General features: G+C 70.0%; 10 protein-coding genes. 5 read left to right on the top strand and 5 right to left on the bottom strand.

Annotated elements, in window-relative coordinates; all coding sequences use genetic code 11:
• Positions 1-353: 353 nt before the first annotated feature.
• Positions 354-1,934, bottom strand: coding sequence for a tetratricopeptide repeat protein (locus tag COA07_RS01205; RefSeq protein WP_245841944.1), 1,581 nt, complete (start codon positions 1,932-1,934; stop codon positions 354-356).
• 25 nt (positions 1,935-1,959) lie between these two features.
• Positions 1,960-3,618, bottom strand: coding sequence for an electron transfer flavoprotein-ubiquinone oxidoreductase (locus COA07_RS01200; protein ID WP_066713655.1), 1,659 nt, complete (start codon positions 3,616-3,618; stop codon positions 1,960-1,962).
• Between the two features lie 120 nt (positions 3,619-3,738).
• Between COA07_RS01200 and COA07_RS01195 the strand changes: the two genes are divergently transcribed.
• Together COA07_RS01195 and COA07_RS01190 are read left to right on the top strand one after the other, a co-directional pair.
• Positions 3,739-4,464, top strand: a complete 726-nt coding sequence (locus COA07_RS01195) for a uracil-DNA glycosylase family protein (RefSeq protein WP_096640346.1) — start codon at positions 3,739-3,741, stop codon at positions 4,462-4,464.
• 8 nt (positions 4,465-4,472) lie between these two features.
• The gene (locus COA07_RS01190; protein WP_425442579.1) at positions 4,473-6,278 is read left to right on the top strand and encodes a lytic transglycosylase domain-containing protein; all 1,806 of its coding nucleotides are present in this window, start codon (positions 4,473-4,475) and stop codon (positions 6,276-6,278) included.
• A gap of 503 nt (positions 6,279-6,781) precedes the next feature.
• Here the strand turns inward: COA07_RS01190 and COA07_RS01185 are convergent.
• Positions 6,782-7,168, bottom strand: a complete 387-nt coding sequence (locus tag COA07_RS01185; RefSeq protein ID WP_141396455.1) for a hypothetical protein — start codon at positions 7,166-7,168, stop codon at positions 6,782-6,784.
• A gap of 330 nt (positions 7,169-7,498) precedes the next feature.
• On the opposite strand from COA07_RS01185, the gene COA07_RS01180 reads away from it, so the two are divergent.
• Both COA07_RS01180 and moaB read left to right on the top strand, forming a co-directional pair.
• Positions 7,499-7,798 (top strand): hypothetical protein, encoded by a 300-nt coding sequence (locus COA07_RS01180; RefSeq protein WP_066710530.1) that lies wholly within the window; start codon positions 7,499-7,501, stop codon positions 7,796-7,798.
• A gap of 61 nt (positions 7,799-7,859) precedes the next feature.
• Positions 7,860-8,387, top strand: coding sequence for a molybdenum cofactor biosynthesis protein B (gene moaB / locus COA07_RS01175; RefSeq protein WP_066710537.1), 528 nt, complete (start codon positions 7,860-7,862; stop codon positions 8,385-8,387).
• A gap of 16 nt (positions 8,388-8,403) precedes the next feature.
• On the opposite strand, the gene COA07_RS01170 is transcribed toward moaB, so the two are convergent.
• The gene (locus COA07_RS01170) at positions 8,404-8,931 is read right to left on the bottom strand and encodes a YbjN domain-containing protein (RefSeq protein WP_066710540.1); all 528 of its coding nucleotides are present in this window, start codon (positions 8,929-8,931) and stop codon (positions 8,404-8,406) included.
• 118 nt (positions 8,932-9,049) lie between these two features.
• Here COA07_RS01170 and COA07_RS01165 point away from each other — a divergent pair, with 118 nt between their 5' ends.
• The gene (locus COA07_RS01165) at positions 9,050-10,132 is read left to right on the top strand and encodes a PA0069 family radical SAM protein (protein WP_066710543.1); all 1,083 of its coding nucleotides are present in this window, start codon (positions 9,050-9,052) and stop codon (positions 10,130-10,132) included.
• A 178-nt stretch (positions 10,133-10,310) separates the two neighbouring features.
• Here the strand turns inward: COA07_RS01165 and dnaE are convergent, their stop codons facing one another.
• Complete coding sequence (gene dnaE, locus COA07_RS01160; RefSeq protein ID WP_066710545.1) at positions 10,311-13,808, bottom strand: DNA polymerase III subunit alpha; 3,498 nt, start codon at positions 13,806-13,808, stop codon at positions 10,311-10,313.
• Positions 13,809-13,862 lie beyond the last annotated feature (54 nt).

Here is a 13,862-nt window from a genome sequence, read left to right as displayed (position 1 = left end):
ACGCGAAGAGGTTGTGCGCGGGGGTGCCGGTTGCGGTGTCGCGGGCGGCGTGACAAGTTTTTCACGCGGAGGCGCGGAGCCCGCGGAGGAGGGCGGGCGCCGCGACGCGCCGGTCGCCGGAGCGATGACGGCCGCTGTCGCGGCGGGGCATCGTCTTTAGGGGCTTCGCGTCCGCGCATCGCCGTTACCTAGCGGGCCGCCGTCATGCCGGACCTGTTCCGGCATCCATGTCACCGCAAACGCCTCAGCCGCTCCTCTTGCGGCACCATGGACCCCGGAACAGGTCCGGCATGACGGAGGGGCGCGGCGGGACAAAGGTCCCGCCTTTGCCGGGGTGACGGCTCTCGCGCCTCCTACAGCCCGTTCGCGATCTTCGCCTCCAGCCGCGCCGTCGCGGGGGGCTGGGCGGAGACGCGGGCGGCGGTCCAGGCGTAGCGGGCTTCGTAGCGGCGGCCGGCCCGCCAATAGGCGTCGCCCAGATGCTCGGCGATCTCGGCATTGACCGGGTCGGCGGCAGCGGCGCGTTCGATCAGCGGGATGGCGCGCGCCACCTGGCCGCGGCGCAGCAGCGACCAGCCGAGCGAATCGGTGATCGCCGCGTCCCCCGGCTTCAGCGCGGCGGCGCGTTCCAGCAGCGCCTGCGCGGTGTCGGGCTGTTCGCCGTGTTCGACCAGCGCATAGCCCAGGTAGTTGAGCGCGATGGGATCGCCCGGCGCCAGCGCGACCGCGCGTTCCAGCGCCGCGCGCGCCTCCGGCCACTGTCCCGCGCGATCGAGCGCGGCGCCATATTGCAGCCAGATCGTCCCGTCCTGCACCGCGCCGACCCGCGTCGTCAGCGCGCGGTAGATGACCGCGGCGTCCGCCGGGCGGTCGAACCGCAGGTACAGCTCGGCAAGCCGCAGGCGATCGGCATCGCTCGCGCCCGGCGCCTCGGCCAGCACGCGCGCTTCGGCCAGCGCCGCGTCGGTATCGCCCTTCGCCGCGAGCAGCTGTACCCTGCCCGCGCGCGCATTGGCGGCATGGATGCTGTCGGGGCCGATCGTCGCCAGTTCGGCGATGCCGCGATCGACCGCATCGTCCTTCGACAGCGCCGCGGCCAGCAGGATGCGCGCACGATCGTCGCCGGGATCGGCGCGCAACGCACCGCGGATCAGCGCATAGCCGATCGGCCCCGGCTCCCCCGGCGACAGATCGGATGCGATCCGCGTGAACAGATAGGCGACGCCGAACGCCAGCGTCGGGCGCGCGCCCTGCCCGCGGGGCCGTTCGCGGAGTGCCGCGACCGGCGATGCGTCCCCCACCAGCACGGCGCGGGCCGCGCCGTCCTGCCCGCGGCCGATCAGCAGCCGCGCGGCGGCGAGCCGCAGATCCTGCGCGGCCTGGTCCGGCCCCGCGCGATCGGCGGCGAGCAGCGGGCCGATCGCCGCCATCCCCGCGGTCACATCGCCACGCCCCAATTGCAGCAGCGCGTCGCTTTCGCGCGCGAACCGCTGCGCGACCGGGTCGACCGGCACCGCGCCGCCGGCCCGCCCCGCGATCCAGCGGTCGAGCGCGGGCACCAGGACGCGCAGCGGGCCGCCGTCCAGCCCCGCCAGCGCGCGCCGTGCCGCCGCCGTATCGCCCGAAGCCGCCGCGCGCGCGATCGCCAGCAGCGGGGCGTCGACCGGGGCCGCATGATGCGCGGTCAGCACCGCCGCGGCGCGATCCGCTAGATCGAGGTCGCCGGCGCGGATCGCCTCGCGATAGGCGCGCAGCGCCACGACCGGATTGTCGGGCGATGCGGCCAGCGCGGCGGCATAGCCGGCCGCCGCCTGCTGCACCGCGCCGTCGCGGTCGGCGACGCGCGCGGTCAGATAGGCGTCGAGGCCGGGGGTCGGCGCCGGCATGGCGGTCGCCGCGGCCGGGGATGCCGCCAGGGCCAGCCCCAGCGTCATCGCACCGGGCATCAACAACAGGCGCTTACATATTGGGATAATTGGGTCCCCCGCCGCCCTCGGGCACCACCCAGTTGATGTTCTGGGTCGGGTCCTTGATGTCGCAGGTCTTGCAGTGGACGCAATTCTGCGCGTTGATGACGAACTTGGGATCGCCCGTATCCTCGCCGACGATCTCGTACACGCCCGCCGGGCAGTAACGCTGCGCGGGTTCGTCATACATCGGCAGGTCGTATTCGACCGGGACCGACGGGTCCTTGAGCGTCAGGTGGACCGGCTGGTCCTCCTCATGGTTGGTGTTCGACAGGAACACCGACGACAGCCGGTCGAAGGTCAGCACGCCATCGGGCTTGGGATAGTCGATCTTGCGCACCAGATCCTTGCGCCACAGCGTTTCGTGATCCGGGTGGTGATGCAGCGTGAACGGCATCTTCAGCCCCAGATATTCCGCCCACATCGTGATGCCCGCCAGCCCGGAGCCGAGGAAGTCGCCGAATTTCTTCACCAGCGGCACGACGTTGCGGACGATCGACAGTTCCTTCTTCACCCACGATTGGTCGTAGGCGGCGGTATAGCCGGTCAGTTCGTCATGCTGGCGCTGCGACACGATCGCCTCGACCGCGGCGTCGGCGGCCATCATCCCGCTCTTCATCGCGGTATGCGTGCCCTTGATCCGCGGCACGTTGAGGAAGCCGGCGCTGTCGCCGATCAGCGCGCCGCCCGGGAACACCAGCTTGGGCAACGACTGGTACCCGCCATCGGAAATCGCGCGCGCGCCGTAGCTGACGCGCTTGCCGCCCTTCAGCAGCGCGGCGACCTGCGGATGGGTCTTCCACTTCTGCATCTCCTGGAACGGGGAGACGTAGGGGTTGGTGTAGTTCAGCCACGTCACGAAGCCGATCGACACCTGCCCGTTGGCCTGGTGATAGATCCAGCCGCCACCGTTCGCGCCATGCTCGGTGAGCGGCCAGCCCTGCGTGTGGATGACGGTGCCGGGCTGGTGAAGCTCCGGGTCGATATCCCACAATTCCTTGACGCCCAGGCCATAGACCTGCGGATCGCAATCGGCGCGCAGATCGAAGATGCGCATCATCTCCTTTGACAGGTGCCCGCGGCAACCCTCGGAAAAGAAGGTGTATTTGGCGTGGAGCTCCAGCCCGGGCTGATAATCGCCCTTGTGCGTGCCGTCGCGCGCGACGCCCATGTCGCCGGTGGCGACGCCCTTCACGCTGCCGTCCTCGTTGAACAAGACCTCGGCCGCGGCGAAGCCGGGGAAGATCTCCACACCCAGTTCCTCGGCCTTGCCCGCCAGCCAGCGGCACAAATTGCCCAGCGATCCGGTATACGTCCCCTTGTTGTGCAGGAACGGCGGGGTCCACAGGTGCGGCAGGTTGAACTTGCCCTTCTTCGTCAGCACCCAGTGGAGGTTGTTGGTGACCGGCACCTCCGCCAGCGGGCAGCCGTCGTCGCGCCAGTCGGGCAGCAGCTCGTCCAGCGCCTGCGGGTCGATCGTCGCGCCCGACAGGATGTGGGCGCCGACCTCAGACCCCTTTTCGAGGACGCAGACGGAAATCTCCGCCTCGCGCGCGGCGGCGGCCTGTTTCAGGCGGATCGCCGCCGACAGGCCGGCCGGGCCGGCGCCGACGATCACCACGTCATAGGGCATGGATTCGCGATCGCTCACTTGCTCTTCTCCTCTCGGTCCCGTTACGGCGGCGCTGGTCGCACCGGGGGAACGTCCTGTCCGTGTCGCGGTGCCAGCAAGTTGACCCTCGCGTCAACCGCGCATCCTATAGGAAAGACGATGGGGGCAGACCAGAATCTCGATTGGGCCGCAGCGGCGGCGAGCGCGCTCGACTGGTGGCGCGACGCCGGCGTCGACGTACTGGTGGCGGACGAACCGCTGCGCTGGCTGGAGGCGCCGCCCCCGGCGCCCACGCCCGCGATCGCGCCCGCCACGGTCGCGCCGGCGCCAGACGTGCTGCCCGATACCCTTGAGGCGTTCGCGGCATGGCGGCTGGGCGAGGGCGCGCCCGACGCCGACTGGGGCGGCGTGCCGATCGCCGCCAGCGGCCCGGCGGGGGCGACGGTGATGATCCTGGTCGACTGCCCGGAGCGCGACGATCGCGACGTGCTGATGGAGGGGCCGGTCGGCCGCCTGTTCGACCGGATGCTCGCCGCGATCGGGCTGGACCGCGCGCAGGTGGCGCTGGCGGCGGTCTGCGCACGCCGCCCGACCACCGGCCGCGTCCCCCGCGATATCGAGGCGCGGCTGGGCACGATCGCGCGGCATCATGTCGAACTGGTCGCCCCGAAACGGCTGCTGGCGATGGGCGATGCGGCGAGCCGTGCGATCCTGTCGATGAACGTTGCCGATGCCAGAGGACGTTACCACCCTCTTAACCATAGAAACGGCACGGTTACCGAGGTCGTGGCGACCCACCATCCACGCTTCCTGCTGGATCGGCCCGCCGCCAAGACCGAGGCGTGGAGAGACCTGCTGATGCTCACACAGGAGCAGCGTTCGTGACCAACCGGATGATCGCCGGATGCCTGATGGCCGCCGCCGCCACGCTTGCCGCCACCGCGGCGAGCGCGGAACCGAATGCGCGCGGGACCGCCGCCGCCGCGACGGCCGCGCGTGCCGGCGTTCCGGAGCAGCTGACCGCCGAACAGGCCACCGGCTATCGTACCGTCTTCGCCGCGCTGCGTGACGGGCGCTGGACCGACGCGCAGATCGCGCTGGACGCGATGCCGCCGGGCCCGCTCCACGCCTATGCCCGCGCCGAACTCTATACCGCCAAGGGATCGCCCAAGACGGCGGGCGATGCCGCCCTGCGGCTGCTGGCCGAGGCGCCCGAACTGCCGCAGGGCGAGGCGTTGCTGCGCATCGCTCGCGCGCGCGGGATCGTCGACGGCCTGCCCGTGCTGCCGGTCGCGCAGCGGCTGATCTGGCAGGACGGCGCCCCCGTCCGCGCCCGTGCCAAGGCGACCAGGAGCGATCTGATCGCCGCCGACCTCGCCACGAAGATGCAGCCGTTCATCAAGGGCGACATGGGCGCCGAGGCGCAGGCGCTGCTGGAGGCGACCCCCGGCCTGACCCCGGAGGCGCAGACCGAGTGGCAGGCGCGCATCGCCTGGATCTATTTCCTGCAAGGCCTCGACACGCAGGCGCGCCAGATGGCGGACAAGGCCGCGAACGGCGCGGGCGACTGGGCGATCCACGGCCGCTGGACCGGCGCGCTGGCGGCGTGGCGGCAGGACGATTGCGCCGCGACCCAGCCGGGGTTCGAGGCGGTCGCCGCGCGCGCCACCGACGTCGACCTGCGCGCCACCGCGCTCTACTGGACCGCGCGCGCCGACATGCGCTGCGGCCGGCCCGACCGGGTCGAGGCGCGGTTGAAGACCGCGGCGCAATATAAGGAAACCTTCTACGGCCTGCTCGCGCGGCAGGCGCTGGGGCTGGAGATCGAGCGGATCCGGCCGCAGCGAGTCACCAGCGACTGGGCGCGGCTGGAACGCCGCCCCAACGTGCGCGTCGCCGCCGCGCTGTCGCAGATCGGCGAGAACGAGGCCGCGGATGCGGTGATCCGCCACCAGGCGCGGATCGGCGACCCCGCCGAATTCGGCAGCCTGATCCGCCTGACCGAGACGCTGGACCTGCCCGCCACCGTCGTATGGCTGGCGCACAACATGCCCAATGGCGTCGCCGCCACCCCCGACACGCGCTATCCGATGCCCAGCTGGACGCCCGACACCGGCTGGCGGATCGACAAGGCGCTGGTCTACGCCCACACGCTGCAGGAATCGGGCTTCCGCACCAAGGTGCGTAGCCCCGCGGGTGCCTATGGCCTGATGCAGATCATGCCCGCCGCCGCGACCGATTACATGCGCGAACGAGGACTGACCGTGGATCAGGCCGCGCTGACCCGGCCGTCGACCAATATCGACATCGGCCAGCGCCATATCGAAAAGCTGCGCGACATGGGGCTGACCGGCGGGCTGCTGCCCAAGGTGATCGCCGCCTATAACGCCGGCCCCAAGCCGGTCGGCGAATGGAACGGCATGGTCCGCGACAACGGCGACCCGCTGCTGTACATCGAAAGCATCCCGTATTGGGAAACGCGCGGCTATGTGGTGACGGTGCTGCGCAACTACTGGATGTACGAGGCGCAGGGCGGCAAGGCGCAAAGCCCCAGCCGGTCCGCACTGGCACAGGGTATGTGGCCGCGCTTCCCCGGCCTGCCGGGCGCGAGCGCGGTGCGGATCAAGGCGCCGTCGACCGGCACCGCGCTGGCGGTCAACGCCACCGTCGCGCCGGAGGGGACGACGCGCACCAATTGAGGATCGCGCGGGGGGGGGGGGGCGATGGGCCGGTCGGGGGGCTGGCAGGTTCCTAGCGTCCTGGCCTGACGTGAACCGCGGGAGGACCATCACCCCGACTGGTTCGACACCTCTGCGAACGTCGGTTTTCGCGCCTCCACACCCGACAGCCCGGCGAAGGCCGGATCGTTGCAAAACCCACCCCGTCATGCCGGACCTGTTCCGGCATCCACGTTTCCGCGCACGGGCAAGCGCCTGATGTCGCGGCACGGTGGACCCCGGAACAAGTCCGGGGTGGCGGAGGGGAGCGGCGGGAGTGCCGACTTCTTCAAAGGCCCCGCGAAAGCCAAGCCCCATGTTGTTGTAACTGCCAGGTTTTTTACGTGGTGGAACTGTGGATGCCGGAACAGGTGTGGCATGACGGAAGATCACCTGGCCAAGGTTTAGGAGACGCTCGCGACGGGCACCGAAGCGGACATCCGATCGCCGGCCGATGCGCTGAACGACCCCACCCGCCGCAGCTTTCAGTCCGCGTCGTCGGGTGCGATCAGCCAGGCGCGCGCCGCGGCGATATCGGTGAAAGACCGCGTCTCGCGCGCGGGGCTGATCCGCCGGGCCTGCAGCGCGTCCAGCGCGGATCGGACGACCACGGCGGTGCGGCGGATGTCGTCGGCACCGCGCCGCATCGACACGCTCAGCGCCTCCGCCACTTCGCGCACGTGCAATTGCGCCTGCCGCAGGTCGACCAGCGTCCGTTCCGCGGTGACGCCCGGCGGCGCGGCGGCGCGCAGCGCCTGCGTCGCCGCGACATAGCGGTCGACCGTCTCCATCGTCCATAAGCCGGCCAGCGTGATCGTGAAGATACCGTCGTCGGCATCATAGCCGAAGACGAAGCCCGGTTCCTCGAACATCATCCGCTCCTTCATCGTCCGCCATCCGCGCGAACCGGGCGCCGTGCAACCGGATATTCGCGTTATCGCAACAAGATGGCGGGTGTGGACCCACCGCGTCCGGCCACGAGCGCGATGCCGCGTCACGAACCGGAACCCGGCGAGCGCATCCGCCGGCACGCCCGCTGCGCGGCACCCGCGCGATCGGGATCTTCGCCATCCCGTGGACGGCGTTCGCGCTGTTCCGGGAGATAATGGCGCGGTCGCCCCGGATCGTCGCGTCGCGCGCGGCATCATGGTGGCGGGGATCGTCATGCCGCTGTTCGGCGTGCCCTTCGTGCTGGTCGGCCTGTGGCTGCTGGCGCGTCCGTTCGCGCTGATGCGCCGGGCGGGGCGCACCGCCTATGCGCTGACCGACCGGCGGCTGATCCGCCGCGTGGAGGGCGGACCATCGAGATCGAATCGATCCCGCTCGACCGGCTCGGCGCGATCACCACGCGCGAACGCCGCGACGGATCGGGCGACCTGTCGGTGCGCACCGGCGCGCGGATCGATGCGGATGGCGACCGCGTCCCCGATCACTTCCACATCCACGACGTCGCCGATGTCGCCGCGTTGCGGCGGCTGCTGGCGGCCCGCACCCCCGGCTGACGGCCCGAGGCTGACACGGGCAGCACTGGCCCCGGCGCCGCCGCTCGCCTATCGTCGCGCGATGCCGATCGACGAAACCCGCCCGTTCCTTTCCGTCCGAATCGCGGTGCTGACCGTGTCCGACACGCGCGGGCTGGCGGAGGACCGGTCGGGCGATACGCTGGTCGCGCGGCTGACCGAAGCGGGACACGTGCTGGCGGAGCGCACGATCCTGCGTGACGATGCCGATGCGATTGTCGCGCTGCTGCACCGCTGGATCGACGATCCGCAGGTCGATTGCATCATCACCACCGGCGGTACCGGCGTGACCGGGCGCGACGTGACCCCGGAGGCGGTCGAGCGCGTCGCCGACAAGATGATCCCCGGGTTCGGCGAGCTGTTCCGCTGGCTCAGCTACCAGACGATCGGCACGTCGACGGTGCAGAGCCGCGCCTGCGCCTGCGTCGCGCGCGGCACCTATGTCTTCGCGCTGCCCGGATCGACCGGCGCGGTGAAGGATGCGTGGGACGGCATCCTGAAGGACCAGCTCGACAGCCGCCACCGCCCCTGCAATTTCGTCGAGCTGATGCCGCGCCTGCTGGAACGCTGACGCAGGCCGCCGGGCGTCAGGCGGCGGGCTTCTTCGCCCCCGCGGCCGGCGCCTTGTGCTCGTCGAAGAAATCGTCGATCGAACCGACCATCGTGGCCCACCAGTCGATCACGTCGGCGAAGTTGGTGGCGTTCAGCCCGCCGATCGTCGCGACGTCATAGCGCAGGACGACCGCGCCGTTCTTCTCCAGCGCCATCTGCGAAAAGCGCTTGCGCGAGTTCCAGTCGTTCACCGCGGCGGCGTCGATCCCGCCCGGGTTCTTGAACGAGGCGTAGAATTGCAGCGAATCGCACTGCTTCGCCTGTTCGCAACCGTAGAAGAAGATGGTGTAGGAATAGCCGTCCGTGGCGCTTTCCACCTGAGGATCGCCGGTCTGGTCTTTGCCGGGCAGCCCCTGATAGCCGCGCTTCACCAGTGCCGCGGCGACGGTGGCCGGATTGCTGGCGCACACCATCCCGGCGGCGCACGGCGCCTCGTCCTTCGCCAGCGCGGGGGTTGCCGACACGAACAACGCGGCCATCGCGGCGGCCAGAAAACGCAGCATCACACGCCCCTTTTCGCAAATAAAGAACAGATGATGGCGCGTGCGTAACGAACTGCGCGCCGAAGGGCAACGGCGCGATTGTTCTTTTTTTGTTCCGTTAATCGCGCTATAACGCGGCATGGCGGCCAGCACGACCCGAGCGACACGCGGCGCGACACTGAATGCCGCCAGCCAACGCTTCGCTCTGCCCCAACACGACACGGACGGCGACTGGCTCGATTCGCGCGGCGCCGTCGACGGTGCCCCCGCCCCGCCCCGCACCACCGTGACGGTCGAGCACGCCCGCACGATCATCACCCGCAACCAGTCCCCCGACGTTCCCTTCGACCGCTCGATCAATGCCTATCGCGGCTGCGAGCATGGCTGCATCTATTGCTTTGCCCGGCCCAGCCATGCCTATCACGACCTGTCGCCCGGCCTCGATTTCGAGACGCGGCTGTTCGCCAAGCCCGATGCCGCGGCGCTGTTGCGCGAGGAGCTGCGCAAGCCGGGCTATGCCTGCCAGCCGATCGCGATGGGGACGAACACCGATCCCTATCAGCCGATCGAGCGCGAATGGCGGATCACGCGCGCGGTGATCGAGGTGCTGGCGCAATGCCGCCATCCGCTGGTCATCACCACCAAGTCCGACCGGGTGGTGCGCGACATCGACCTGCTGGCGCCGATGGCGGCGGAGGGGCTGGTGGCAGTGGCGATCTCGGTCACCTCGCTCGACCCGCGGATCGCGATGACGGTGGAGCCGCGCGCACCCACGCCGGAGCGGCGGCTGCGCGCGGTGCAGCAGCTGAGCGCGGCGGGCATCCCCACCTATGTCAACATGGCGCCGGTGATCCCCGCGATCACCGATGGCGAGGTGGAGGCGATCGTCGCGCGCGCCGCGGCGGCGGGCGCGCGCGGCATCTCCTACATCCCGGTGCGGCTGCCGTGGGAGGTCGCGCCGCTGTTCCGCGCGTGGCTGGACGAACATTTCCCCGACCGTGCGGGCAAGGTGATGGCGATCGTCCAGTCGCTGCGCGGCGGGCGCGACAACGATCCGCGCTTCGGGATGCGGATGAAGGGCCAGGGGCCGTGGGCGGACCTGCTGCGCACCCGCTTCCGCATCGCGCGGGGCAAGGCGGGGTTCGACGATGCGCGGCGCAAGCTGGACCTGCGCTGCGACCTGTTCCGCCCGCCGGCGGGGGCGCAGGGGGAGTTGTTTTGAGGGAGGGGCCGCACGCGGAGGGGTGTTCCGGCTGCCAGCGGTCGCTCGACGTCGCTGCGCACGCGTCATCCCGGCGAAGGCCGGGGTCTTTCGAGGTGGGCGAGACGCCTGCGGCGGGAGACCCCAGCTTTCGCTGGGGTGACGCCAGAGGCCGAGGCGTCGTCGCCGGCCGTCAGGGTCACCCCACCGATTTCAGCCGCGTCTCCTCGACGTCGAATTCCACCTTCATCACGCCGGGCAGCTGCTCGATCCGCTCCGCCAGTTCGGCGTCGAGCGCGAAGTCGCGGCCCAGGATCACCACCGCGGTGGCATTGCCGTCCAGCGCCACCTTCAGTGTCACCTTGCCGCGCGCATTGCCGCGCAGCGGGCCGATCAGCGCGGCAAGCGCGGTGACCGCGGCGGGCCTGTCGGCGGTCACCTCCAGTGCGAAGCGGGTGACGTTGGCCAGCCCGTCGAACGGCTTGATCCCCTTGATCGAAACGCGCGGGGTTTCCTCGCCGGGGCGGCGGTCCAGCTCGACGGTCAGCAGGCCGCATTCGCCGGTCTTGGCGGCTTCCTCCAGCGCGGCCGAAGCGCCGTCCTCGAAACAGGTGGCGATGAATTGGCCGGTGGCGTCCGACAACGTCGCCATCAGATAGCGCCGCCCGCGCGCGGAGGTGCGCCAGCGCGCATCCTCGACCAGCACCGCCATCGTCGCCATCACTCGCGCGCCGTCGGGGATCGGCAGATCATTGAGCGCGGTATAGCTGCGCGCGCCGTGCATCTTCGCCAGATGGCGGAACCGGTCGACGGGGTGCGCGGAGAAATAGAAGCCGAACGCCTCCTTCTCCTGCTCCATCCGCTCGGCCAGCGTCCAGCGGACGGTGGCGGGCGGCTTGATCGTGTCGCCCGTCCCGGCATCGTCGCCGAACAGCCCGCCCTGCCCGCTGGTGCGCCCGTGATGCGTGCTGGCGGCGATCGCCAGCACCGTTTCGGCGACGGCATGGACGCCCGCGCGATTGGCGTCGAGCACGTCGAAGGCGCCGCCGGCGGCCAGCGTTTCCAGCTGGCGTTTGTTGATGAGGCGCGGATCGACACGATTGGCCAGATCGTCGAGGCTGCGGAACGCGCCGGCGTTGGTGCGCTCCTCGACCAGCCGCTCCATCGCGCCCTCACCCACCGACTTCAGCGCGGCGAGCGCGTAGCGGACCGCCGGCGTCCCCTCGACATCCACCTCCACGTCGAACTCGGCCTGGCTGGCGTTGATGCACGGCGGCAGCAGCGCGATGCCCAGCCGGCGCATGTCGTCGACGAACACCGCCAGCTTGTCGGTCAGGTGGATGTCGTAGCACATCGACGCGGCGAAGAATTCCGCCGGGTGATGCGCCTTCAGCCATGCGGTCTGGTAGGCCAGCAGCGCATAGGCGGCGGCGTGGCTCTTGTTGAAGCCATAACCGGCGAACTTGTCGATCAAGTCGAACAGCTGGTTGGCGTAATCGGCCTTGATCCCGTTATGCTCGGCACAGCCCGCGACGAAAGTGGCGCGCTGGGCGTCCATCTCCGCCTTGATCTTCTTGCCCATCGCGCGGCGCAGCAGGTCGGCGCCGCCGAGCGAATAGCCCGCCAGCACCTGCGCGGCCTGCATCACCTGTTCCTGATAGACGAAGATGCCATAGGTTTCGGACAGGATCGGTTCGAGCAGCGGGTGCGGATAGGTGATTTCCTCCGTGCCCTGCTTGCGGCGGCCGAACGACGGGATGTTGTCCATCGGGCCGGGGCGATAGAGCGAGACGAGCGCGACGATATCGCCGAAATTGGTCGGGCGCACCGCCGACAGCGTCCGGCGCATCCCCTCCGATTCCAGCTGGAACACGCCGACCGTGTCGCCACGCTGGAGCAGTTTGTAGACGCCCTCGTCATCCCAGGACAGCGCGTCGAGGTCGACCGAAAGTCCCCGCTTTTCCAGCAGTTGCACGGCCTTCTTGAGAACCGACAGCGTTTTCAGGCCGAGGAAGTCGAACTTCACCAGCCCGGCGCCCTCGACATATTTCATGTCGAACTGCGTCACCGGCATGTCCGATCGCGGATCGCGGTACAGCGGGACCAGCTGCGCCAGCGGCCGGTCGCCGATCACCACGCCCGCGGCATGGGTGGAGGAATGGCGCGGCAGCCCCTCCAGCTTGGTCGCCAGATCCCACAGGTGGCGGACCTGGTTGTCGTTCGAATATTCCTTGGCCAGTTCCGGCACGCCGTTCAGCGCGCGCTTCAGGTCCCACGGGTCGGTGGGGTGATTGGGCACCAGCTTGGCGAGGCGATCGACCTGCCCGTAGCTCATCTGGAGGACGCGGCCGGTATCCTTCAGCACCGCGCGCGCCTTCAGCTTACCGAAGGTGATGATCTGCGCCACCTGATCGCGGCCGTATTTTTCCTGCACGTAGCGGATCACCTCGCCGCGCCGCGTTTCGCAGAAGTCGATGTCGAAGTCGGGCATCGACACGCGTTCCGGGTTCAGGAAGCGTTCGAACAGCAGGCCCAGCTGCAGCGGATCGAGATCGGTGATCGTCAGCGCCCAGGCGACCGCCGACCCCGCACCCGATCCACGCCCCGGCCCGACCGGAATGTCGTGCGACTTGGCCCATTGGATGAAGTCCGCGACGATCAGGAAATAGCCGGGGAAACCCATCTGGATGATGACGTCCAGCTCGAATTCCAGCCGCGCGCGATAGGCGGCCTGCCACCCCTCGCCCCCGGCCTGCCCCAGTTCCTCGATCCGCTGGAGCCGCGCGGCCAGCCCCTCGCGCGCGCGGTCGCGCAGCATCGCGGCCTCGCCCTCGCGGTCACCGGCCAGGCTGGGCAGGATCGGCTTGCGCTTGGGCGCGGCCACCGCGCACCGCTGCGCCACGACCAGCGTGTTGGCGATCGCCTCCGGCAGATCGGCGAACAGCGCCTTCATCTCCTCGGCGGGCTTCATCCACGCATCGGGGGACGAACGCGGGCGATCCTCGCTTTCCACATAGGTGGAATGGGCGATGCACAGCATCGCGTCATGCGCGTCGCCGAAGGCCGCTTCCTCGAAACAGCTGGGGTTGGTGGCGACGATCGGCCAGTTGCGGTCGTAGGCGAGGTCGAGCAGCGGCTCCTCTGCCTTCTCCTCGATCGCATCGCCGCGGCGGCTGAGTTCGATATAGAGGCGATCGGGGAAGATCGCGGCCAGCCGCTCGGCATAGGCGGCGGCGCGCGCGGGCTGCTCCTCCGCGAACAGCCGGGCGACCCCGCCCTCCCCGCCGGCGGTCAGCGCGACCAGCCCTGCGCAATGGCGTTCCAGCATGTCGAACCCGACGTGCGGCGCCAGTTCCAGCGGCCGGTCGAGGTGCGCGTGGCTGACCAGCGCACACAGATTGTCGTAGCCGGTCGCATCCTGCGCATAGAGCGCGATCCAGTCGATCACCGGCGGCGCGCCGTCGGGCATGTCGGGCCGCGCCAGGCCCAGCATCGTGCCGATCACCGGCTGCACGCCCGCGCCCACCGCGGCGTCGGAAAAAGCCATGGCGGCGTAGAGGCCGTTGCGATCGGTCAGCGCCGCGGCCGGAAAGCCCAGCTTGGCCGCGCGCTTGGCCATCGCCTTCGGCTCGATCGCGCCGTCGAGCATCGTGTAGGACGAGAAGATGCGGAGCGGTACGAACCCGGAATGCGGCATCGCCCTTACCTAATCCGCCGGACCTGATTCGACCAGTGCGGAACCGCCAACGCG

This window comes from Sphingomonas adhaesiva (assembly GCF_002374855.1).
Lineage (GTDB): Bacteria > Pseudomonadota > Alphaproteobacteria > Sphingomonadales > Sphingomonadaceae > Sphingomonas > Sphingomonas adhaesiva.
Note: the sequence above shows the minus strand (reverse complement) of the source record. Positions and strands in the feature narration are given on the sequence as shown.